This is a genomic window from Methylobacterium sp. Leaf87 (assembly GCF_001422775.1).
GTDB lineage: Bacteria > Pseudomonadota > Alphaproteobacteria > Rhizobiales > Beijerinckiaceae > Methylobacterium.
Genome location: NZ_LMMI01000061.1, coordinates 82,918 through 105,887, shown reverse-complemented (window position 1 = coordinate 105,887; position 22,970 = coordinate 82,918). Strand labels below are relative to the sequence as shown.

At 69.4% G+C, this 22,970-nt stretch carries 18 protein-coding genes; 9 read left to right on the top strand and 9 right to left on the bottom strand.

Translation table 11 applies throughout. From position 1 onward, the window contains the following. Positions 1–18 precede the first annotated feature (18 nt). Entirely contained in the window at positions 19–324 is a 306-nt protein-coding gene (locus ASF22_RS22260; protein ID WP_056268458.1) for a hypothetical protein, read from the bottom strand. Then, positions 321–2,618 carry an FdhF/YdeP family oxidoreductase gene (locus tag ASF22_RS22255; protein WP_056268455.1) on the bottom strand — a complete coding sequence of 766 codons (2,298 nt, stop codon included), beginning with the start codon at positions 2,616–2,618 and terminating at the stop codon, positions 321–323. The genes ASF22_RS22260 and ASF22_RS22255 overlap by 4 nt, the downstream gene beginning before the upstream one ends. Before the next feature lie 237 nt (positions 2,619–2,855). Between ASF22_RS22255 and ASF22_RS22250 the strand changes: the two genes are divergently transcribed. Then, positions 2,856–3,146, top strand: a complete 291-nt coding sequence (locus ASF22_RS22250) for a hypothetical protein (RefSeq protein WP_056268452.1) — start codon at positions 2,856–2,858, stop codon at positions 3,144–3,146. Here ASF22_RS22250 and ASF22_RS22245 read toward each other — a convergent pair. After that, entirely contained in the window at positions 3,143–4,222 is a 1,080-nt protein-coding gene (locus ASF22_RS22245) for a quinone-dependent dihydroorotate dehydrogenase (RefSeq protein ID WP_056268449.1), read from the bottom strand. The two genes, ASF22_RS22250 and ASF22_RS22245, sit on opposite strands and share 4 nt — an antisense overlap. Continuing rightward, the gene (locus ASF22_RS22240; RefSeq protein WP_056268446.1) at positions 4,219–4,572 is read right to left on the bottom strand and encodes a DUF952 domain-containing protein; all 354 of its coding nucleotides are present in this window, start codon (positions 4,570–4,572) and stop codon (positions 4,219–4,221) included. Before ASF22_RS22240 ends, ASF22_RS22245 begins: the two co-directional genes overlap by 4 nt. Before the next feature lie 212 nt (positions 4,573–4,784). Here ASF22_RS22240 and ASF22_RS22235 point away from each other — a divergent pair, with 212 nt between their 5' ends. The 4 genes from ASF22_RS22235 (at position 4,785) to ASF22_RS22220 (ending at position 10,681) form a co-directional block, all read left to right on the top strand. Further along, positions 4,785–5,417, top strand: coding sequence for a helix-turn-helix transcriptional regulator (locus ASF22_RS22235; RefSeq protein ID WP_056174501.1), 633 nt, complete (start codon positions 4,785–4,787; stop codon positions 5,415–5,417). 170 nt (positions 5,418–5,587) lie between these two features. Then, positions 5,588–6,703 carry an ATP-binding protein gene (locus ASF22_RS22230; protein ID WP_056174503.1) on the top strand — a complete coding sequence of 372 codons (1,116 nt, stop codon included), beginning with the start codon at positions 5,588–5,590 and terminating at the stop codon, positions 6,701–6,703. 112 nt (positions 6,704–6,815) lie between these two features. Next, positions 6,816–7,835, top strand: coding sequence for a TIM44-like domain-containing protein (locus ASF22_RS22225; protein ID WP_056268443.1), 1,020 nt, complete (start codon positions 6,816–6,818; stop codon positions 7,833–7,835). 527 nt (positions 7,836–8,362) lie between these two features. Next, positions 8,363–10,681 (top strand): EAL domain-containing protein, encoded by a 2,319-nt coding sequence (locus ASF22_RS22220; RefSeq protein WP_244474395.1) that lies wholly within the window; start codon positions 8,363–8,365, stop codon positions 10,679–10,681. Positions 10,682–10,716: 35 nt separating this feature from the next. Here the strand turns inward: ASF22_RS22220 and rsmA are convergent, their stop codons facing one another. The 5 genes from rsmA to lptF all read right to left on the bottom strand — a co-directional run bounded on the left by rsmA (position 10,717) and on the right by lptF (position 17,614). Then, positions 10,717–11,592, bottom strand: a complete 876-nt coding sequence (gene rsmA, locus ASF22_RS22215; protein WP_056268437.1) for a 16S rRNA (adenine(1518)-N(6)/adenine(1519)-N(6))-dimethyltransferase RsmA — start codon at positions 11,590–11,592, stop codon at positions 10,717–10,719. Beyond that, positions 11,589–12,611: a 4-hydroxythreonine-4-phosphate dehydrogenase PdxA gene (gene pdxA / locus ASF22_RS22210; RefSeq protein WP_056268435.1), complete on the bottom strand. Its 1,023-nt coding sequence runs from the start codon at positions 12,609–12,611 to the stop codon at positions 11,589–11,591. The genes rsmA and pdxA overlap by 4 nt, the downstream gene beginning before the upstream one ends. Before the next feature lie 72 nt (positions 12,612–12,683). Then, a complete protein-coding gene (locus tag ASF22_RS22205; protein WP_056268432.1) occupies positions 12,684–15,371 on the bottom strand; it encodes an LPS-assembly protein LptD in 2,688 nt (895 codons plus the stop codon). Beyond that, the gene (gene lptG / locus ASF22_RS22200; RefSeq protein WP_056268429.1) at positions 15,371–16,465 is read right to left on the bottom strand and encodes an LPS export ABC transporter permease LptG; all 1,095 of its coding nucleotides are present in this window, start codon (positions 16,463–16,465) and stop codon (positions 15,371–15,373) included. Before lptG ends, ASF22_RS22205 begins: the two co-directional genes overlap by 1 nt. Positions 16,466–16,468: 3 nt before the next feature. Beyond that, positions 16,469–17,614, bottom strand: coding sequence for an LPS export ABC transporter permease LptF (gene lptF / locus ASF22_RS22195; protein ID WP_056268426.1), 1,146 nt, complete (start codon positions 17,612–17,614; stop codon positions 16,469–16,471). 272 nt (positions 17,615–17,886) lie between these two features. Between lptF and ASF22_RS22190 the strand changes: the two genes are divergently transcribed. The 4 genes from ASF22_RS22190 to msrP all read left to right on the top strand — a co-directional run bounded on the left by ASF22_RS22190 (position 17,887) and on the right by msrP (position 22,961). Then, positions 17,887–19,380 carry a leucyl aminopeptidase gene (locus ASF22_RS22190; RefSeq protein ID WP_056174517.1) on the top strand — a complete coding sequence of 498 codons (1,494 nt, stop codon included), beginning with the start codon at positions 17,887–17,889 and terminating at the stop codon, positions 19,378–19,380. Continuing rightward, positions 19,377–20,093: a hypothetical protein gene (locus ASF22_RS22185; RefSeq protein ID WP_056268423.1), complete on the top strand. Its 717-nt coding sequence runs from the start codon at positions 19,377–19,379 to the stop codon at positions 20,091–20,093. The genes ASF22_RS22190 and ASF22_RS22185 overlap by 4 nt, the downstream gene beginning before the upstream one ends. Before the next feature lie 85 nt (positions 20,094–20,178). Further along, positions 20,179–21,888 carry an AMP-binding protein gene (locus tag ASF22_RS22180; RefSeq protein ID WP_244474394.1) on the top strand — a complete coding sequence of 570 codons (1,710 nt, stop codon included), beginning with the start codon at positions 20,179–20,181 and terminating at the stop codon, positions 21,886–21,888. 122 nt (positions 21,889–22,010) lie between these two features. Then, the gene (gene msrP / locus ASF22_RS22175) at positions 22,011–22,961 is read left to right on the top strand and encodes a protein-methionine-sulfoxide reductase catalytic subunit MsrP (RefSeq protein ID WP_056268420.1); all 951 of its coding nucleotides are present in this window, start codon (positions 22,011–22,013) and stop codon (positions 22,959–22,961) included. Positions 22,962–22,970: the final 9 nt, after the last annotated feature.

Sequence of the window (22,970 nt, the reverse complement as noted above, 5' to 3'; positions counted from 1 at the left end):
TCGCGACGGCCGGGCCACTCAACCGTGAAGGTGGTCGAGGAGCGCCCGGCCCGCTTCGGTGACCGCGTAGTGCGTGCGCTGGGTGCGGGGGGCGCGCTCGATCACCGTCAGCAGCGCCGCCTCGCCGACCAGGACTTCGACGGCCCGCAGCACGAGGGCATGCTCGACGCCGAACACGCGCGAAAAGCTGCGGCTGTCGGCGGCGAGGGCGAGGTGCAGGGCCGCGAGCACGCCCGCTTCCAGGGTCGAGAGCCCGGGCTGCAGGGCGGCGACGGAATCCGTCACCGCCAGGAAGGTTTCGGCGTCGGCCGGGGGTTCGCTCACGCGGCGGCCGGCGCGCGGAGGTGGACGAGCACCGACTTCGAGGTCGGCGTGTCGCTGCCCTCGCCGAAGGTCGAGAGCGGCACGAGGACGTTGAGCTCAGGGTAATAGCCCGCGAGCGAGCCGCGCGGCATGTCGAAGGGCACGAGGCGGAAGCTCTCCGCCACCCGGGTCACGCCGTCGTCGTGGTTGCCGACGATATCGACCCGGTCGCCCATGCGCGCGCGGATCTCCGCGAGGTCGTCGGGATGGGCGAAGACCACCCGGCGTTCGCCGTAGACGCCGCGATAGCGGTCGTCGAGGCCGTAGATGGTGGTGTTGTACTGGTCGTGGCTGCGGAAGGTCTGCAGCACGAAGGTGCCGGGCGTCGTGCTGGCGCGCTGGTGCTCCGTCGTCTCCGGCAGCACATCGGCCGAGAAGTTGGCGAGCCCCGTCTCGGTCTCGAAGTTGCGCTCGGCGGCGAGGTTTCGGAGCATGAAGCCGCGCGGACGCCGCACCCGGACGTTGTAGCCCGCGAACCCCGGGATCGTGCGTTCGATGAGATCGCGGATCCGGTCGTAATCCTCCGTGAGCGACGCCCAGTCGACCCGCTCCGAACCGACGGTCGCCGCCGCCATGCCGGCGATGATGGCGATCTCGGACAGGAGCTCCTTCGAGGCCGGCTTGTTGATGCCGCCCGAGCCGTGGACCATGCTCATGGAATCCTCGACCGTCACGATCTGGGTCTTGCCCCGGGCGTTGCGGTCGATCTCCGTGCGGCCGAGGCACGGCAGCAGGTAGGCGACGCGGCCCGGCACGAGGTGCGAGTGGTTGAGCTTCGTCGCGATGTGGACGGTGAGCTCGCAGGATGCGAGGGCCTTGGCGACGAGGGCCGTGTCCGGCGTGGCGCGGGCGAAGTTGCCGCCGAGCCCGATGAACGCCTTCGACGAGCCGTCCAGCATGGCGCCGATGGCGCCGATGACGTTGTGGCCGTGACGGCGCGGCGCGGTGAAGCCGAACGTGGTCTCCAGGGCGTCGAGGAGGGCGGCGGAGGGCTTTTCGTTGATGCCCACCGTGCGGTCGCCCTGCACGTTGGAATGGCCGCGCACGGGGCACAGGCCGGTGCCGGGCCGCCCGACATGGCCGCGCAGGAACAGCACGTTGGCGAGTTCGCGAACCGTTGCGACGGAATGGCGGTGCTGGGTCACGCCCATGGCCCAGGTGCAGATCACCTTGTCGGCCCCGAGATAGACCTGCGCCGCGACCTCGATGTCGGCACGGGACAGGCCGGACTGATCCTCGATGGCCTCCCAGGTGGTGGCGTCGACGACGGCCCGGTATGCGTCGAGCCCGGCGGTGTGATGGGCGAGGAATGCGCGGTCGAGGACGGACGGCTTGCCGGCGTCGAGCGCCGCATCGTCGGCGGCGAACACCGCCTTGGCGATGCCACGGAAGGCCGCCATGTCGCCGCCGAGGCGCGGCTGGTAATAGTGGCTCGCCACGGGCGCGCTCGCGCCGCGCAGCATCTCGACGGTGTTCTGCGGATCGGCGAAGCGCTCGAGGCCGCGCTCGCGCACGGGGTTGAACACCACCACGCGGGTGCCGCGCTGGGCGGCCTTGCGCAGGTCCCCGAGCATGCGCGGATGGTTGGTGCCGGGGTTCTGGCCAACGACGAAGATCGCGTCGGCCTTCTCGAAATCTTCCAGCAGCACGGTGCCCTTGCCGATGCCGATGGCCGCCTGGAGGGCGATGCCGCTGGCCTCGTGGCACATGTTCGAGCAGTCGGGGAAGTTGTTGGTGCCGTAATGCCGGGCGAACAGCTGGTAGAGATACGCGGCCTCGTTGGATGCGCGGCCGGAGGTGTAGAACTCGGCCCGATCGGGATGGTCGAGGGCGTTGAGAGCAGCGCCGATGGCCGCGAAGGCCTCGGGCCAGGTGGTCGGCACGTAGCGGTCGCTGGTGGCGTCGTAGCGCATGGGATGGGTGAGCCGGCCCTCGCCCTCGAGGGCGTAGTCGGTCCAGCCGCGCAGCTCGCTCACGGTGTGCTTGGCGAAGAACTTCGGCGGGGTGCGCTTGTCGGTGGCTTCCCAAGACACCGCCTTGACGCCGTTCTCGCAGAACTCGAACGAGGAGCCGTGCGCCGGGTCACCCCAGGCGCAGCCCGGACAATCGAACCCATCGGGCTGGTTGGCCTTCAGCATGGCGCGGGCGCCCGAGAGCGGTGCGCGGCTGCCGAGGAGATGCTTGCCACAGCTTTTCAGCGCACCCCAGCCGCCGGCGGCGGACGAACGCTTGGGAGACGCGACCGGGTGATCCATGGACGATCCTGATGGGAAAGCTTCTGAAGTCGTAGCGACCTGCTTCCGTGAGGGATTACCGCACCGCACAGCGGCGCCTCAATCGGTCAAAAACGCAGGCCAGTCATGCGCTTGCACCGGGAAAGGTTTTACCCGGCTGGGTTTCGCCCGGGTTAAGGCACTGCGCTGCCGCACGCAGGTGGGGTATGCGTCGGCGAGGGGGCCTGCGGGCCTGGAACGGGCGAGGAGATCACCAGGATGCGAACCCCCGTACGGGTCAGCGCGGCCGTCGTCGTGGGCATCGCCGTCGCCGTCGCGATGATGGCGCACGATCGCCAGATGGACGCCGAATGGGCGATCTCGCCGGCGCAGATCGCGGACGCGCGAGGGGCGGGCAAGCCCGGCGTCGAGACCGCCCCGGGCCGGTTCGCGCGCCAGCCCGTGGCGAGCGAGGGCGCCGACCTCCTGCCGGTGAAATGGGGGCTGATCGGCCTGTTCGCCGCTTGCGTGGTCCTGGCCGGAACCGGCCGGCGGCGGTCGCGTCCCTAACCCGGCAGAGCCGCGAGAGCTTCGGCGTCCCGTCCGACGAACCCGGCCAAGCTGCCCGCGCCCTCGGCCGCCATCCGGGCGACGAGGCCGGCCTTGATCGACCCGATCAGGGCCGGCCCCTGATAGACCAGGGCGGAGTAGAGTTGGAGCAGGCTCGCACCCGCCAGGATCTTGGTCCAGGCCGCCTCGGCCGAATCGATGCCGCCGACACCCACGAGGGGGATCCGGCCGCCGACGCGCAGGTAGGTCTGCGCGAGCAGCCGCGTCGCGGGCTTGAACAGGGGTCGGCCGGAAAGGCCGCCGGTCTCGCGGGCGAGCGCCGTCTCGGCGAGGGTCGCGGGTCGCGCGATGGTGGTGTTGGAGACGACGAGGGCCTGCACGCCACGCTTCAGGGCGGTGGCCGTCATGGCATCGAGGGCCGCGAGGGTGATGTCGGGGGCGATCTTGAGCAGGATCGCCGTACCGGGATGGACCGCGTCGCGGGCTTCCACAACCCGCGCCAGCAGGTCGTCGAGGAAGGCCTCGCCCTGAAGGTCGCGCAGGCCCGGGGTGTTGGGGGACGACACGTTGACGGTGACGAAATCGACGAGGGGCGCGAGGGCGCGGGTGCAGGCGACATAATCGGCGAGGCGGTCCGTCGCCTCCTTGTTGGCCCCGATGTTGACGCCGATCCGGCCGGGCTTGTCCCGCCGGGCCGCGAGCCGGCGACGCACCGTGTCGAGGCCTTCGCTGTTGAGGCCGAACCGGTTGATCACGGCGCCGTCGGCCTTCAGGCGAAACACGCGCGGGGTGGGATTGCCCGCCTGCGCCTTCGGCACCACGCCGCCGACCTCGACGAAACCGAAGCCGAGGCCGAGGAGCGCGTCGGGCACCTGGGCGCCCTTGTCGTAGCCGGCGGCGAGGCCGACGGGGTTGGGGAAACTGCGGCCGAGGATCTCCACGGCGAGGCGTGGATCGTCGGGCGGCTGGCGGCGCGGCGGCAGCAGGGACAGGCCCCGGATCGTGAGGTTGTGGGCCGCCTCGGCATCGAGGCTGTGCAACAGGGGTTTGGCGAGGGGAAACAGCGCGCCGATCATGCGGCGTCTCCGAAACGTTCCGGGAAGACGTGGTTGCCGTCGGGCCCGACCGGCAGGTCGTGGACCGCCCGCACGGCCCCGAGTGGGAGGTCGCCGTAGAGGTGCGGGAACAGGTCGCCGCCGCGCGAGGGCTCGAAGCGGAGCGCCGCCCCCAGGGCCTCGGTGTCGACGGCGACGAGTAGGAGGTCGTGCACGCCGGAGAAATGCCGCGTCGCCGTCTCGGCCGCCTGGGGCGCGGTGGAGAAGTGGATGAAGCCGTCGGCGACGTCCACGGGCGCGCCGGTGAAACGTCCTTGCGCCTCCGCCGTCGCCCAGAGATCGCGCGGGCAGATCTTGTAGACGAGGGGCATCGGGTCTCCTTCGCGCGAGGGTCGCTCGCATCCGGCGATAGAGCGCAGGCCGGCCCGCCGCAACCGAATCCGCTCGGCCGCCCCCGATCCTTCGGCGGCTCGAGGGCGGGGCGAAACCCGCGGGGGACCATGCCGTTGCTTTCTGGGTATTTTAGTTCTACTTTCCTACACGTAGGCTGAGCGTCTTACACACTTTCCGTCGCGAGCCTCTCATGCTGTCGCACGAGCAGATCTGGACCGCCATCGATCGATTGGCCGAGCGCCACGGCTTCTCGGCCTCCGGCCTCGCGCGCCGTGCCGGCCTCGACGCGACGAGCTTCAACCGCTCGAAGCGCATCGGCCCGGACGGGCGCAAGCGCTGGCCCTCCACCGAATCCATCGCCAAGGTCCTGACCGCCACGGGCGCCAGCCTCGACGAGTTCCTGCGCCTCATCGAAGTCCGGACCGGACCGACCCGATCGATGATCCCCCTCGTGGGCATGACCCAGGCGGGGTCCGGACGGCTCTTCACCGACGAGGGCATGCCCACCGGCGGTCCCGGCTGGGAGGAGATCGAGTTTCCCGATCTCGCCGACGACCGGGCGTTCGCCCTGGAAGTGCAGGGCGATTCCATGGCGCCGCTCTACCGCGACGGCGACGTGCTCATCGTCTCGCCCTCCGCCAGCGTACGCAAGGGCGACCGCGTCGTGGTGCGCCTGAGCGCAGGAGAAGTCCTGGCCAAGGAACTCAAGCGCCGCACCGCCCGCACCATCGAACTCGTATCGCTCAATCCCGACCATGCCGACCGGGTCGTCAACGTGGCCGAGATCGCCTGGATCGGCCGGGTGATGTGGGTGCGGCAGTAGCGGCCCGTACGAAGCTTTGCCGCTTCGCCGGATCGGTTTATGCCTGAGATCCCGAAGGCGGAACGTGCCTCCCGGAACGCCCGGTCACCCGCGGTTCTCGTGTCGAACCCCGATGGGCCGAGGGCGTTTCGTGAAGAGGCGCCGAGAAGCCTCGCACGCGCGGACAGGCCATGGCATCGCCCCCACCGGACGATCAGGCGCCGGACGACCGGCCGGATGCGGCCCCGCAGGCCTACCTCGCGGCGTCGCGGGTGCCGGCACTGCTCGTCGAGGCCGGCCCGGACGGCGAACGGATCGTCTTCGCCAACCCGGCGTTCCTGACGCTCACCGGCTACGGCGCCGAGGCGGTGACCGGCCGCAGCACCCATTTCCTCCTCGGACCGGATACGGACCGGGCGGCGCGGATCGCCCTCGCGACGGCGCTCACCGATACGCCGCCCGAGGGCGTCGAGTTCCTGGCCTATACCCGCGCCGGAGCCGCGTTCTGGGCGCAGATCCTGGTGGCGCCGGTGCCCGGCACCGATCGGCGGCTCGTCCAGATCGTCGACGTCTCCCGCCGTCGCGATGCCGAAGGGGCCCTCAGCCTGTCGCGCCAGCGCGAGGCGCTCGGCCTCCTCACCAACAGCGTGGCGCACGAGTTCAACAATTTCCTCCAGATCCTCATCGGCTACATCGACGGCCTGAAACGGCGTCTGAGCGACCGCGACGAGCCCTTCATCCAGCGCGCCATCCTGCGCTCCACGGATGCGGCGGAGCGGGCGACGATCCTGACACGCCAGCTCCTCGCGTTCTCGCGTCGGATCGCCCCGGACGTCCGGCCCGTGGACCTCAACGCCCTGATCACCGAGTTCGGCGCACGCATGGGTCCGAGTCTGCCGGTGCGGATCAGCCTCGACATCCGCACCACGCCGGGCCTCGCCTGCGGCCTGAGCAACCCGCGCCAGGTGGAACTCGCCCTCAACCACATCGTGGCCAACGCGTGCGAGGCGATGCCGGGAGCGGGCCGCATCACCATCGCGACCTTCGCGGTACCGGTGGGGGATCGCGCCCTGCAGCGCCCCGGGGACGGCGCCGTCGGCATCACGGTTACGGATACCGGCCACGGCATGTCGCCCGAGATGGCGGCGCGCGCGCTCGCTCCGTTCATCACCAGCCGTGAGGCCGGGCGCGGCACCGGCCTCGCCATCGTCCATGGTCTGGTCAAGCGCCAGAACGGCACGGTGAACCTCGAGAGCAAGCCCGGCGAAGGCACCGTGGTCCGCCTCGTCTTCCCGGCCGTGGCTTGAGGACGGAAAAAAAGCGCGGGGCGAGATGGACTAAAACCGCGCCTCGCCCGTCACCATATAGTGACTGGCGCTTCCGCCAGACTCTCAAACGAACCGCATCAGGGGCGAATCCATGCTCACCACCCCCACGCGCCGCAAGCGCGCGGCCACCATCCTCACGCTCGCCGCCACGCTGGCACTGGCGGCGCCCTTGGCGGAGGCACGTCCGGGCGGCAGCAGCGGCGGCATGGGTTCGCGCGGCTCGCGCACTCACGATGCCCCCTCGGCCACCACCACGGCCCCCTCGACCGCAGCGCCGATCCAGCGCACGCAGACCCAGCCCGGTCCGGCCATGGGCAATCCCGGCATGAACCCGGCTGCGGCCCAGCGCCCGCGCTTCGGTGGCGGCTTCATGGCGGGCCTTCTCGGCGCCGGCCTCCTCGGCGCGCTCCTCGGCAGCGGCTTCTCGGGCGGGCTCGGCGGCATCGCGTCGTTCATCGGCCTTCTGCTTCAGGTCGGCCTCCTCGTCCTCATCGTCTCCTTCGCCGTGCGCTGGTTCCGCCGTCGCCAGGCGAGTCCGGCCGCGGCCGGTCACGCTCGCTCGGACCTGAGCGGCAACGGTGCGAACGGGACCGGCGCGAATGGGACCGGCATGGGTGGTGGCCTCGGCGGCAATGCCGGCCGCGGCCCCGTGGGTGGCGCCCTCGGCGGAATGGGTCGCGGTCCTGCGCCCGTGCAGCCGGTGCAGGCGCGTCCGGTCCAGATCGGACCGGGTGACTTCGAGAGCTTCGAGATCGCCCTGAACGGGGTTCAGGACGCCTACGGCCGTGAGGACGTGCCCGCCCTGCGCAACCTCGCGACCCCCGAGATGGCCGGCTACTTCGTCGAGGAGCTCCGTGCCAACGAGGCCAAGGGTGTCGTCAACCGCATCTCCGACGTGAAGCTCCTTCAGGGCGACCTGTCGGAATCGTGGGGCGAGGGCAACGCCGAGTACGCCACCGTGGCCATGCGCTACGCCATCAAGGACGTCACCCTGGACCGTCGCACCAACCGCGTCGTCGAGACTGGCGCACCCGAGGCCGTGGAGCTCTGGACCTTCGTGCGCGAGCGCGGCGGTCGCTGGGTACTCTCGGCGATCCAGCAAGGTCACTGAAGCCTTCACCATCCGAATGAAAAGCGAGGGCCGCCCGGGAAACCGGGCGGCCCATTTCGTTTCGATCGATGGGTCCCGGACGCCGAATGGGTACGTCGGTCCATCGTCGTCGCATCACGCTTTGACGGACGCACAAGACTTACAGGATCTCATTATGGATTTAATATGCAGGTCAATACTCGCGAATTGCTGATTCCTATATGCCCGAATTTTGGCGGGCCTCGATATTTGCGTAGCGACGCAAAAACCTACAAGTAAAAACAAGACATTTGCAATTTATACTGAGCCCTATAGGCTAAAAGCAAATATGTAAATTCGTTAACCATCCTATTAAGCCACGGGTTTGTGAAGAAACGCCGTTTCGACTTGGAAATAATTATCGCAGATCAAGAAAGGACGCAGCTGGAACTCGCTTGGTCATCGCAATGCTGACAACTCAAGGTTGCATATTCTACGAGCATGACTATCGCCTCGTCGGATTGTCCGCCGTCATTTGTATCCTCGGTTGTTTTGCTGCGACGACGACGATGGCTCAGGTGGAACTGTCGGGTCAGCGCGCCTTCTCGCGCTGGATGCTCGCCTCGGCGGCCGTCTTCGGCTGTAGCGTGTGGTCGCTGCACTTCGTCGCCATGCTGGCCTTCACACCCGCGACCGAGATCGCCTACGAACTCGGCCTTACGGGCGCGTCGATCCTGGTGTCCGTCCTCGGAACCTTGCTCGCGCTCCTCGTGCGGCACCGCCTGCTCGGCACCCCCATGGCCGCAGTGCTCCCCGGAACGATCCTGGGTCTGAGCGTCGCCGGCATGCATTACCTCGGCGTCAGTGCGATGCGGGCCTCCAGCCTCGTCGTGCTCGATCCTTCCTACGTCATCGCCTCGGTGGCGCTCAGCGTGGGGTTCGGGATCGTTGCCCTGACCCGAGCCCAGGCGCTTCTCAGCCTCGCGCGGCGCGTCGAGGTGGCGATCTGGCTCACCCTCGCGATCTGCGGCCTACACTTCACCGGTATGGCCGCCGTGTCGATCACCCCCCTGGAGCCCCTGGAGGGGGCCGACCTTCTTCTCGGGTCGACGCAGCTCGGCTTCGCGGTCGGGTCCATCAGCCTGCTCGTCCTCGTCGCCGGCCTGACGGCCCTGCTGCTGCAGCAGCACCTGTCGCGTCGCAACCTCGACGAGATCAGCCGGATGCGGTTGCTCAGCAACCTGGCCTACGAGGTCCTGCTCATTCATCGTGACGGAAAGGTACTTGAGGTCAACAGCGCCGGAACGCGCCTGTTCGGCATGCCGGTCGAGGACATCATCGGCAAGCCGGTCCTCGATCTCTTCTCCCGGTCCGACGCCCCGGCCCTGATCCGGCGCGCGACCCGGCGGTTGGAGGACCTGCATCCCGAGGAGTTCGAGGCGCGTACGGGGGCGGGCGTCCTCGTTCCCGTGGAACTGTCGTGCCGCATCATCGAGTTCGGCGGTCGAACGGCGACCGCGGTCGCCCTGCGCGATCTCACGGCGCTCAGGCGTGACGAAGCCCGCATCCGTCACCTCGCCCTGCACGATGCCCTGACGGATCTGCCCAACCGCTACCTGATGGAGCAGCGCATCGATCACGCGATCGCGACCGCGGCACAGGTCGGGAGCGGTCTGGCGGTGCTCTATCTCGACCTCGATCGTTTCAAGCCGATCAACGACCTGTACGGACATGCGGCGGGCGACGAGCTGCTGGTTCAGGTGTCCCGGCGTCTCCTCGGCGAGCTGCGCCCGACCGACACCCTCGCGCGGATCGGCGGTGACGAGTTCATCGTCGTTCTACCCCAGGCGGCGACGCCGGCGCATGTCTCGGAGGTGGCGACCCAGCTCCTCGCCGAACTCGCCCGGCCGTTCCGGATCGATAGCCACACCGTCGAGATCGGTGTCTCGGTAGGCATCGCGCTCTACCCGGACGACGGTACCACGGTGGAGAGCCTGCTGCGCGCCGCCGATACGGCACTGTATCGGGTGAAGGACGAGGGACGCGGTGGCCTGCGCTTCTTCGAAGCGTCCATGGATGCGCAGCTCCACGCCCGGCGCACCCTCGAGCACGAACTGAGCGGCGCAATCGCCCGCGACGAGTTGCAGCTGTTCGACCAGCCCATCGTGAACGCCCGCACCGGCGAGATCGAGACCTTCGAAGCCCTGATCCGCTGGCAGCACCCGGAGCGCGGCCTCGTCTCACCGGCCGAATTCATTCCCCTGGCCGAGCAGGCCGACCTCATCGCGTCGATCGGGCGGTGGGTGATCGACACGGCCTGCGCCACGGCGGCGACCTGGCCGAAAGCGTGGCGCGTCGCCGTCAACGTCTCTCCGAGCCAGTTCCGGCAATCGGACGTGCCGGCCATCGTCGCCGCGGCCCTCGCCCGGAATGCCCTCGACGCGAGCCGCCTCGTCGTCGAGATCACCGAGAGCGTCTTCATTCAGGACGCCACGAACGCGGTGGACGTGCTCTCGCGCCTGCGCCAGCAGGGCGTTCGCCTGGCCCTCGACGATTTCGGATCGGGCTATTCGAGCCTGAGCTACCTGCAACAGTTCAAGTTCGACAAGATCAAGATCGACCAGTCCTTCGTGCGCCGGCTCGGGCAGGACGCCGACACCCTGACGATCATCGGCGCCATCGTGAATCTCGGGCACAACCTCGGCCTCCACGTCACCGTCGAGGGGGTGGAGACGGCCGATCAGCTCGAAATTCTGCGGGGCCTCGGCTGCGACCAGATGCAGGGCTACCTGTTCGCGCGGCCATCCCCCACGATCACCGGCCGGGAGCTGGAACAGGCCCGTTTGCGTGCGATGTTCGCGGAGACGTTCGTCAGGGCGCGCGCCTGAACGGCGTGCGCCGGCGGGACTACACGCCCGCGGGACTAGGTGCCCGACGCCAGGGCGTGCGCCATGGCGACGAACCCGGCCACCGGCACCTCCTCGGCCCGCGCGGTCTCGGGAATGCCCGCGGCCGCCAGCAGGAGTGCGGGATCGGGGGTCGCGGCCTTGAGGCTCTGGCGCAGCATCTTCCGGCGCTGGCCGAAGGCCGCGCGGGTGACGCGCTCCAGGGTCTCGACGGCGCAGGGCAGGGGGGAGGACCTGGGCGTCAGCCGCACCACGCTCGACGTCACCTTGGGCGGTGGCACGAAGGCGGACGGGGCGACGTCGAACAGGATGTGGGCTTCCGTGCGCCAGCCGCACAGGACGCCCAGGCGACCGTAATTCGCGCGGTCGGATTCGTCCGCCACGATGCGCTCGGCGACCTCGCGCTGGAACATCAGGGTGAGGCTGTCCCACCACGGCGGCCACACCGGCGCGGTGAGCCAGCCCGTCAGCAGGGGCGTTCCGATATTGTAGGGAAGGTTGGCGACGATCCGCACGGGCCCGGTGCCCAGACCCGCTTCAATGAGGGGCACGGGATCGAAGGTGAGGGCGTCGGCATCCACCACGTCGAGGCGGCCCGGGTAATGCGCGGCGATCTCGGCCAGCGCCGGCAGGGCGCGCGGATCGCGCTCGACGGCGATCACCCGGGCGGCGCCGGCACTCAGGAGCGCGCGGGTGAGGCCGCCGGGGCCGGGGCCGATCTCCACCACGGTGACGCCCTCAAGGGGGCCGGCCGACCGGGCGATGCGACCCGTGAGATTGAGATCGAACAGGAAGTTCTGGCCGAGCGCCTTCTTCGGCTCCAGGCCGTGCGCGCGCACGACGTCGCGCAGGGGCGGCAAGCCGTCGTCGGCGCGGTAGTCGATATCGCTCATGACTTGGGGCTTTTCGCGAGGCGGGCGGCGAGGCGCAGGGCCGCCATCAGGCTGTCCGGACGGGCGATGCCCCTTCCGGCGATGTCGAAGGCGGTGCCGTGGTCCGGCGAGGTCCGGATGAACGGCAATCCCAGGGTCACGTTGACCCCGTCGTCAAACGCGATGGTCTTGATCGGGATCAGGGCCTGGTCGTGGGTCGGGGTCAGGGCCACGTCGTAGGTCGCTCGCGCCCGCGGGTGGAACAGGGTGTCGGCCGGAAGCGGACCGCGGATGTCGATGCCCTCGCCCTGGAGTTGCGCCACCGCCGGCTCCAGCACGTCGCGATCTTCCAGGCCCATGGTACCGTTCTCGCCCGCGTGCGGGTTGAGGCCCGACAGGACGAGGCGGGGGTTGGCGAGGCCGAAGCGATGGCGCAGGTCGTGGGCGACGATGCGGGCGGTGGCGACGACGAGCTCCCGCGTGAGCAGCTCGGGAACCCGGCGCAGGGCCACGTGGATGGTCACCGGCACCACCGCGAGGGTCTCGCTCCACAGCATCATCACCGGAAGCGGTACCGCCTCGCCGGGCTCGACGCTCAGCGCCGCGAGGAACTCGGTATGCCCCGGATGGGCGAAGCCGACCTGGGTCAGGACGTACTTGGCGATGGGGTTGGTGACGAGCGCCGTGGCGATCCCGGCGCGCACCAGGGCGACGCCCGCGGTGATGGATTCGAGGGTTGCGCCGGCGTTGGCCGAGTCCGGACGCCCCGCCACGGCGCCGATTCGGGCGCCGCTCGGCAGGGGCATCACCGGGAGCGCGCGGGGAAACACCTCGGTGGCGTAATCCGGGCCGACCTCCGCGATGGGGATCGAGAACCCGAGTTCGCTCGCGCGCCGCTCGACGAAATCCGGGTCGCCGATGAGGAAGAACGGCGGCAGACCGGGGCCTTCGTCGCGGTCCCGCCACGCCATCAGGGCGAGTTCCGGCCCGATCCCGGCCGGATCGCCGAGGGTGAGGGCGATCGGTTGGTGATCGGTCACGCTGGGCCCCGTCCTTGCGCTGTCATGCCGACCGCGTCGCAGGTCGAGGCCGACAAGGCAAGGCGGCCGGGCTCACCGGATGGTGGCGATCCCGTCGGATGTGGTGGCGGTGCCGAGGTTCTGGCGCAGGTCCGCCTCGCCGAGGGTCTTGAGCTCGACGCGCAGCAGCACCGTGCGGTTGCGCTCCGCCGTGCCCAGCGCCGTGGCGATGGGCGAAACGATATAGTTCAGGGACACCGTGGTGCACTCGTCCTGATAGCCGGCCCCGAGGCTGATGCCCGAGAGGTAGGACTTGCCGGGATTCACATAGATCGGCGACGGGCCGACGGGGTTCTGCAGATAGGCGGTGTAGGCGTCGGCGAAGTTGTCGCGCACGTCGAGGTAGTGGCTGAGGTCCACCAGGGCCGAGCCGGTGACGAACCAGTTCGGCGTCACATGGTAGGTGGCGGACGCGGTCACGCCCTCGCGCCGGTGTACGAAGCCGAGGGCCGGCTGGGCCTCGTAGTAGGAATAGAACACCGACAGGTCGAGGGGCAGGAACGGGGCGAAGCGGGCCGTGACGCCCGTCTCGAACCGGTTGACGGCAAAATCCCGCTGGTCGAACCGCGCCCGCGAAATGAAGCTGATGTTCTGGTTCGGCGAGAGCTGGAACCGGCCGACAAAGTCGGACCGGCGGTTCTCCAGGCCCGAATCGAGGCCCACATTGGCGATGTCGCCGCGGCGGAACGAGTTGACGCCGGCGATCTGGATCGACTCGCCGAACATCACGTTCGCGTACCAGCCGGCGGGCGTGACAACGGAATATTGCCCGCCGATGTTGGTCCGCAGGCCGCCCTCGACTCGGTCGTACCCTGAGAACTTGTCCCACTGGAACAGGGAGGTGTCGTCGAAGACGAGGCTCTGCGCGTCCTCGTTGGGCAGGCGGCCGATGCGGGTCTCGCTCGGACGGGCGATGACCTGGACGATGGGCTCCAGGGTGTGGACGCCCAGCGGCCCGAAATTCGAGACGAACGGGTAGCGGTAATCGAGGCCGATGGCCGGCATCACCCGGCCGGAAATGTCGGAATCCTGGGTCGTCAGGTTCTGAGCCAAGGCGTTCTGGTAGCCAGAGTTGCGCGGGTCGACGAAGAACGCGTCGGTGCGCAGGTAGGCGAACGGCGTGAACACCTGACCGGCGTCGTCGATGAAAGTCCGGCGCCAGGACACCTGCGCCGAGGCGCGGGTCGTCGTGCCGGCCAAGCCCCGGATCAGGCAGGTGCTGCGGGTGAAGGTCAGGCAGGTCTCGTAGAGCGGGAAGCTCTGGCCGTTGGCGCTCGGGCTCAGCAGGTACGCGCCCGTGCGGGGAATGCCCTGGAAGTCCGTGGCCTCGCGGGTCAGGCTGGTGATGTTGGATTCGAATCGGACCTCGCCGCCGAGCGGGGCCGGCCCGTTGATGCGCTTGTCGTAGTCGATGACCGGCGCAACGATGGGCTGTTCCTTCTGCCAGTCGAAGCTCGACAGGCCCTTGAAGTAGTAGCCCCGCGCCTCGAACCACGAGCGGTCGCCCTGTCCGATGAGGTAGGCCGTCGAGACCGCCTCGCGGAAATAGTCCGTCGTGATGCTCTGGTTGCGGATGCGGTAGTTGTCCAGGAACCACTTGTCGGTGACGCCGACGAGGTCCCATCCCGTGCGCCAGCGGTCGTTGATGTAGAACTGGCCCTTCGACTCGACGGCGCCGCGGAAATCGCGGTCCCCGGCGCCCAGCGGCCCGGGCAGGAACGCGCTCGGCGTCGTCTGGAAGATGCCCGAGAGACGCAGGTTGTATGAACCCGTCTCGAGGCGCTGGCGGAACTCGGCCTGGCCCAGCACACCCTGGTTGCTGAGGAAAGCCGGCGACAGGGTCAGGTCGTAATCCGGCGCGAGATTGAAGAAGTACGGCACGGCGAGGCCGCTGCCGAGCGCCGTGGACGAAATGAAACGCGGCGTGAGGAAGCCGGATTTGCGCTTCACGCTCGGATCGGCCGTCTCGAAATACGGCAGGTAGGCGAGCGGGATGCCGGCGATCTCGAGGGTCGATTCCTCGAACGCGATGGTATGGGTCTCGTTGTTGTGGATGATCTTGGTGGCGCGGATCTGCCACAGCGGCGGCGTCTCCGGGTTGTTCTTGCACGGCTCGCAGGCCGTGTAGGTGCCGTACTCGAAGCTCGTGCGGTCGCCCTCGATGCGCTCGGCGCGGGGCGCCGAGAACCGGGTGCGGACGGGCTGGCCCTTCACCTCGATGGTCTGCTGGATGCGCAGGGCGTCGATGAAGCCGTTCTTGAAGTCGTCCGTCAGCTCCATCTTCGCGCCGGTCAGCACCGCCCCGGTCTCGTCGGTGAGGCGGACGTTGCCCTCGGCGAAAACCCGGCTGGTGTTGCGGTCGTAGAGGACGCGGTCGGCCTGCAGGGTGCGCGGACCGTAATGCAGCTCGGCGTTGCCGCGCGCCGCGACGGTGTTCTTGTCGTTGTCGTAGACGAGCTCGGCCGCCTCCACGAGAAGGCGCTCGGCCGGCTTGTTCGAGGCGGGCTTGCCCGAAGCCAGCTTCGCCTTGGCGTCCGTCGTCTTGGCGTCCGTCGTCTTGGCGTCCGTTTGCGCAGCCGGACGGGCATCGGCCGCGGTGGAGACCACGGCCGGGAGCAGCGCCAGCAGACCGGCGGCGAGTGCGATGTCGGCGACCTTACGCAACGCGAGTCCCAACTCCTGCCACGACCCCACCCCGTTTCCCGATCCGGAGATCAGCATCAGCCGTCCTCCTGGTAGAGAAGCGTGAGCGTACCGAGAAGACTTCCTACCACAGCCGGGAACCACGCCGCCACCGCCGGCGTCACGATCCCGGACGCACCCAGTCCCTCGAGGAGCTGCCGGGCGACGTAGAGCGCGAACCCGGCCGCCACGCCGCCGAGCACGAGCTTTCCCACGCCACCAAAGCGGAAGAACCTTAAGGAAACGCTGGCCGCCACGAGCACCATGGCGACGAAGAGAACCGGGCGCGCCATGAGCACGTCATACTGGAGACGGTAGCGCGTGGCATCCAACCCCGCCCGCTCGTTGCGTGCGATGGTCTCGGGAAGTTGCCAGAAAGGCACAGATTCCGGGGGTGTGAAGCGCTGGCGCACCTGTCCGGGGTCGAGGGTGGAGGCGATGAGATATGTGGAAAAGCCCTCCGGCGGCGCGTCCGGGGTGAGGAGGCGGGCCTCCTGCAGCTCCCAGTACCCGTCGTGGAGGATCGCCCGCGCGGCATCGATCTCCGAAACGAACGCCCCGGCCTCGTCGAAGGTGTAGGCCGAGACGCCCGCCAGCGTCGTGGTCCCCTCGATGGCCGTCTCGGCCCGCAGGATCGCCTGCCCGTCGACGCTGCGCTGGCGGATCCAGATGTCCTTGCCCGAACCCGCCTTGGTGGAGCGCGCGAAGATCTTCGCCTCGATCTCGGTGGAGCGCTGCTTCAGCAGGGCCGAGACCGGATTGTAGACGCCCACCGTGAAGGCCCCGATGGCGAGCGCCACGAACAGGCCGGGCTGGAGGAACTGCCACGCCGAGATCCCGGCGGCCCGCGCCACCACGAGTTCCAACTTGCGCGAGAGCTGCAGCAGCGAGGCCATCGATCCGAACAGGATCGCGAAGGGCAGCACGCCCTCGGCCACCGCCGGGGTGCGGAACAGGGCGAGCTGGGCCATCAACCCCGTGGACGCGCCCTCGGCGTCGCCGGCGCGGCGCAGGAGCTCGACGAAATCGAGGGTGTAGACCAGGGTGAAGACCGTGAGGAACACGCCCAGGATGGTGCGCAGGAACCGCAGCGCGAAGTAGCGCCCGAGGGTGAGGCCGATGAGTGCGCTCACGGCTCAGGCCCGTCCGAGGCGTCGGCGGCGCAGCAGCCCGGCGAGGCGCGCGTTCCAGGCCCGGACCGCGGGCCCGTGGAAGATCAGGACGCTGGACAGCGCGATGGCCAGCAGCGGCACGGCGTAGATCGCCACGACGGCGCCCTGGCTGCGGGTGGCGGCACTGGTGGCGGCGAACCCTGCGATGCGCAGCACCACCACCGCCAGCACCGCCCCGGCGACGGCGAGCCCCCGGCCCTGGCGGGTGGTGCGGGGATCGCCGAGCGCCGCGAAGGCGATGAAGGTGAGCGCCAGCGGATAGAGCCACGACGACAGGCGGTCGTGCAGCTCGGAGCGGAAGCGGCCCTTCTGGAGCTGGTAGTAGCCCTCCGCCCGATCGGGAAAGAACAGCTGCGTCGTCGAGCGCTCGCGCGGCTTGTAGGTCACCTCCGAATCCGGAGGCGTGAAGGCGGCCAGATCCACGGTGTAGCGCTCGAAGGTGATGATCGAGGAGTCGCGCGAATCCTTCTGCTGCCGGTGTACGCTGCCCTTCTCCAGGGCGAGGTAGCTCTGGCCGCCGTAATCCACCGCCTGGCCGCGCTCGGCGAGGTAGACCACGCTTTTTCCCGCCTCGCGCTTGTCCTGGATGAAGATGCCGAGCAGCGATCCGCCCGGTCCACGCTCGCGGAAATGGAAGGTGATGCCGCTGTCGAGGCTGGTGAACTGGCCTTCCTTGACCACGTTGGCGATGAAGTCGCCCCGCACCCGGGTGAGCACGTCGCGCAGTTCCTGGAACGAGGACGGCATCACCTGGATCGTCAGGAACGCCACGGCGAAGCTGACGGCGAGGCCGAGGGTAAGGAACGGGCGCAGGATGCGGCGTGGCTTCATCCCCGCCGCCGACATGACGATGAGCTCGGAATCGCCGTTGAGCTTGTTCAGGGCGTAGACCACGGCGATGAACAGGGCCACCGGCGAGATCACGGTGACCAGGGTCGGCAGGGACAGGCCGGTGATGAGGAAGAAGATCACCAGGGTCTGGCCCTTGGCGGTGATGAGGTCGAGTTCCCGTAGAGCCTGCGTCACCCAGATCGTACCCGTGAGGCCGACGAGGCAGGCGAGGAAGGCTCCGAACGCGATTCGGAAGATGTAGCGCTCGATCTGCGTCATCGGTTCTCGCGGACGGATCTCCCGGGGGACGTTTGGCCGGGTCACCGATGCGGCGACCCGCCGATGTAGCGCAGGCCCGCAGGTCGCGTCGAGCCACCCCTGAAGCGCACCAAACCGGGCGGTTTGACGGCGTTTTCCGCCGCCGCGCCATCGCGTTGCGTTCTGACGCTCGTCGGGTACACAGGAAACCGATCCGGCGCCGCCCGTCCTTCGCGTGCCGCGCCGCACACACTCGACGCGCGACCTTGGCGCGCCCATGGAAAGCTGCAGGCATGGCGGACGGTATCACGATCGCATTCGAGGCCCTCGGACCGGTGGGCCGGGGCGACCTCGTCGTCTTCGTCGGCGACGATCTCGCCCTCTCACCCGAGGTGGCCCAGGCCGTCGGGCGCGGTGCCGCCGACCTCGTCGCCCGCGCCGCCGCGAGCGAGCGCTTCAAGGGCAAGTCCCTCTCGGCCCTCACCCTGCCGGCCCCCGCCGGCCTCGACGTGGACCGCCTGGTGGTGGTCGGCCTCGGCTCCGAGAAGGACCGGGCCAAGCTCGACTGGCCGGCGCTCGGCGGCTTTGCCGCCAGCAAGGTCACGGGCCGCACCGCCACCCTGGCGCTGGTGCTCCCGGGCGTGACGGTGACGCCCGAGAACGCCGCCGACATCGCGCTGGGCGCCCGCCTGCGTCACTACAGCTTCGACCGCTACAAGACCAAGAAGAAGCCCGAGGGCGAGGAGACCCGCGGCACGACGCTCACCCTCATGGTGACCGATCCGGCCGCCGCCGAGGCCGCCGTCAGGACCACCGATGCGGTGGCCGAGGGCGTGATCCTGGCGCGTGAACTCGTCAACGAGCCGCCGAACGTCCTCTTCCCGGCGGAGTTCGCCCGCCGCGCCGAGGACCTGACGAAGCTCGGCGTCGAGGTCGAGGTGCTCGGCCCCGGCAAGCTCGAAGCCCTCGGCATGGGCGCACTCCTCGCCGTGGCCCGCGGCTCGGTGCGCGAGCCCCGCGTGGTGATCATGCGCTGGAACGGCGGAGCGGCGGACGAGGCCCCCATCGCCCTCGTCGGCAAGGGCGTGTGCTTCGATTCCGGCGGTATCTCCATCAAGGGGGCGGCCGGCATGGAGGATATGAAGGGCGACATGGGGGGTGCGGCCTGCGTCGTCGGCACCCTGCACGCCCTGGCGTCCCGCAAGGCGAAGGTGAACGTGGTCGGTGCCATCGGCATCGTGGAGAACATGCCCGACGGCGACGCCTTCCGCCCCGGCGACATCGTCACCTCCATGTCGGGCCAGACCATCGAGATCATCAACACCGACGCGGAGGGACGCCTCGTGCTCGCCGACGTGGTCTGGCACGTCCAGGGCGCCTACAAGCCGAAGTTCATCATCGACCTCGCCACCCTCACGGGCGCGATCATCGTGGCGCTCGGCCAGGACATCGCCGGCCTGTTCTCCACCGACGACGACCTCGCCGCCAAGCTCACCGCCGCCGGCGAGGCGACCGGCGAGGCCGTGTGGCGGATGCCGCTGATCCCGGCCTACGACAAGGCCATCGACTCGAAGTTCGCCGACATGAAGAACACCGGCGGGCGCCACGGGGGTGCGGCCACCGCCGCGTCCTTCATCAAGCGCTACACCAACGACGTGCCGTGGGCGCATCTCGACATCGCGGGCGTCGCCATGTCGTCCTCGTCGTCGGAGATCAACCGGAGCTGGGGTGCGGGCTGGGGCGTGCGCCTCCTCGACCGCCTCGTGCGCGACAACTACGAGGCGTGAGCCGCGTATCCGCCGCCGCCTGGGCGCTGGCCCCTGCGGCGGCCGCGATCCTCGGCGTGGGCCTGGCCTGGGCGACGGGGTTCAGCCAGCGCACGGTCCTGCCGGGGGTGGTCGAGGCGCGGTTCTACGGCTTCTTCCTCGACCGGTACCCGCTGTTCGCCGCCGCCATCCTGTACGGGCTCGCCGCCCTCCTCGTGACGATGATCCGGCCGGGGCCGGGCCGACCCGTCCGGCGCTTCGCCGGCGGCGCGGTCGCGGTCGCGATGCTGCTCGCCGCCGGCCTGTACCCCACCTTCGGCGGCCCGACCCTGCGGTCGGGCTTCGCCACGGGCGGCGTCGCCTTCCTCAACGGGCAGACCATGACGGTGGCCTACGGCCTCGGCGCGGCCTCGGCCGCGTTCGTGTTCGGCCTCGCCCTCGGTTTCGGCGGCCTGCTCATGGCCGGCACCGTCCGAAGGGGTGGAGGCTGGGGCCGATGGCTCCTGGCGGCGGGCGGGCGCGTGCTGGTGCGATACATGTCGCTCTGGTTCGCCCTCGCGGTGCTCGGCCTCGCCCACGCCACCGGGCTCGGCGCCTGGCCGCGCCGCCCGCTCACGGGCGGGGAGGCGGCCCTCGCCGCCGCCCTCGTCCTCCTCGCCTTCCTGCCCCATTCGGCGCTCGCCTGGCTCGACAACCGGGCGCGCCATCGGCCACCATCCGGCGCGGTGGCTTGATCCGGGCCGGCAAATCCGGAAAGATGGTTCAGATGTGAACGAAAGCGGCACCAAGCCGCTGCGCCACATCACAGGGAGGTTCGCAATGCCCCAGGATCGGGTGGCCCCTCGTCGTGGCGCCGAGCGTCCGTGGCTGTCCGCCTACCCGCAGGGAATGCCGGCGGAGATCGACGTGGCGGCCCTCGGCACCCTCGTCGACCTGTTCGAGGACACCCTGCGGCGCCATCCCGACCGGCCGGCGGTGCAGTGCTTCGGCTCCCGCATCACCTACGGCGCGCTCGGCGAATCCGCGCGGGCGGTGGCGGCGTGGCTCGCGGCGCAGGGCTACGGCAAGGGCGACCGCATCGCGATCATGATGCCCAACGTGCCGGCCTACCCGGTGGCGATCCTTGGGGTGTTGCTCGCCGGCTGCACCGTCGTCAACGTCAACCCGCTGTACACGCCGCGCGAACTTACCGCGCAGCTCGCCGATTCCGGCGCGCGCGCCCTCTTCGTCCTCGAGAATTTCGCCCACACGGTGGAGACGTCCCTTGCCGAGGTGAGCCTGGAGCGCATCGTCGTCGCCGGGCCGGGCGACGGCCTCGGCCTCAAGGGGCGGGCCATCGGCTGGGCCAGCCGCACCCTGAAGAAAGCGGTGCCGGCCTATGCCCTGCCGCCCGAGCGGACGGTCCGGTTCGAGCAGGTCCAGCGCCTCGGCCGGACCCTGCCGCGCCCGGTCGTCGCCCTCGCCCCCGACGACCTCGCCTTCCTGCAATACACCGGCGGCACCACGGGGGTCGCCAAGGCGGCGATGCTGACCCACCGCAACATCGTCGCCAACGTCGCCCAGTGCCAGACCTGGTTCTGCATCGACGGCGACGACGGCCACGAGCGGGTGATGATCACGGCCCTGCCGCTCTACCACATCTTCGCCCTGACCTGCTGTTTCTTCCTGTTCGTGAAGCTCGGCGGGTGCTGTCTGCTGATCCCGAACCCGCGCGACGCCGACGGCTTCGTGAAGACCCTCAAGGGCAACCGCTTCACCCACCTCTCCGGGGTCAACACCCTGTTCAACCTGCTGGTGAATCATCCGGGCATCGGGGCGGTGAATTTCGGCCACATCGATTTCGTCATCGCCGGCGGCATGGCGGTGCAGGCCCCCGTGGCGGCCAAGTGGAAGACCATCACCGGCACCACCATCGTCGAGGGCTACGGCCTGTCCGAGACTTCGCCCGTGGTCTGCGTGAACCCGCCGAGCCTCGTCGAATGGTCCGGCACCATCGGCTTCCCGCTTCCGTCGACAGACGTCGCCATCCGCACCGTGGACGGGCGGAGCGCCGGCCCCGGCGAGCCCGGTGAATTGTGCGTGCGCGGGCCCCAGGTCATGGCCGGCTACTGGAAGCGCCCCGACGAGACCGCGCGGGCCACCACGCCGGACGGATACTTCCGCACGGGCGACGTCGCGGTGTTCGAGCCCGACGGGCAGGTCCGCATCGTCGACCGGATGAAGGACATGATCCTGGTCTCGGGGTTCAACGTCTACCCCAACGAGATCGAGGAGGTTCTGGCCGGCCATCCCGGCGTCCTCGAATGCGCCGTGGTGGGCGCGCGCCACGACGAGACCGGCGAGATGGTGGTGGCCCACGTCGTCCGGCGAACCGACGAGACCACGCCCGATCTCCTGCGGGCCTTCGCCCGGACCCAGCTCACGGGCTACAAGGTGCCGCGCCGGGTGGTGTTCCACGAGGCCCTGCCGAAGACCAATGTCGGCAAGGTCCTGCGCCGGGCCCTGCGCGACGATCCGCCCGCTTCGTGAGATCGCGCCGCGTGTAACCAAACGGGCCGCCGGTCCGTATGGTGGGTATCGGGCGGATGCCGAGAATCGACGCCGGGCGTCGAAGTGAAGCGTTCCGGCCGGCATCTGCGAAGGAGCCTCACATGCACATCAAGCGTCCGCGCGGCTGGGAAATCCCGGAGCACCTCGCGACCCCCGAGAGCGTCTTCCTCGACCGCCGCGCCCTGCTCGGCGCCGGGGCCGGTCTGGCCGCATCGGCGTTCCTGGGCGCCCGCGGCGCGTACGCCGCCGCCGAGCCCGGCCTGTACCCGGCGCCCCGCAACGAGGCCTACGCCCTCGACCGCGCCGTCACGGCGGAGAAGTACAGCGGCGACTACAACAACTTCTACGAATTCGGCATGTCGAAGAGCGTGCTGCCGGCGGCCAACGCCCTCAAGACCAAGCCCTGGACCATCAAGATCGACGGCCTCGTCGAGAAGCCGTTCGAGATCGGCTTCGAGGACCTCCTGCGCAAGGTGACCCTGGAGGAGCGGCTCTACCGCCACCGCTGCGTCGAGGCGTGGTCCATGGCCGTGCCGTGGACGGGGTTTCCCCTCTCGAAGCTGGTGGCGCTCGCCAAACCCGCCTCGGGTGCGAAGTACATCCAGATGCAGACCTTCCTCGACCCTGCCATGGCGCCGGGCCAGCGCTCGTTCCTGTACCCCTGGCCGTACATCGAGGGGCTGACCATGGCGGAGGCGGCCAACGACCTCGCCTTCGTGGTCACGGGCATCTACGGCAAGGCCCTGCCGAACCAGTTCGGCGCGCCGATCCGCCTCGCGGTGCCGTGGAAGTACGGCTTCAAGTCGGTGAAATCGATCACCAAGATCTCGTTCGTCGCCGAGCGGCCCAAGACCTTCTGGGAAGGTCTGCAATCGGCCGAGTACGGCTTCTGGGCCAACGTCAATCCGGCCGTCTCGCACCCGCGCTGGAGCCAGGCGACGGAGCGGGTGCTGGGCACCGACCAGCGCGTGCCGACCCTGATCTACAACGGCTACGGCGAGCAGGTCGCGGGTCTCTACAAGGGCCTGGAGAAGGAACGCCTGTTCGTGTGACGGAGCCCA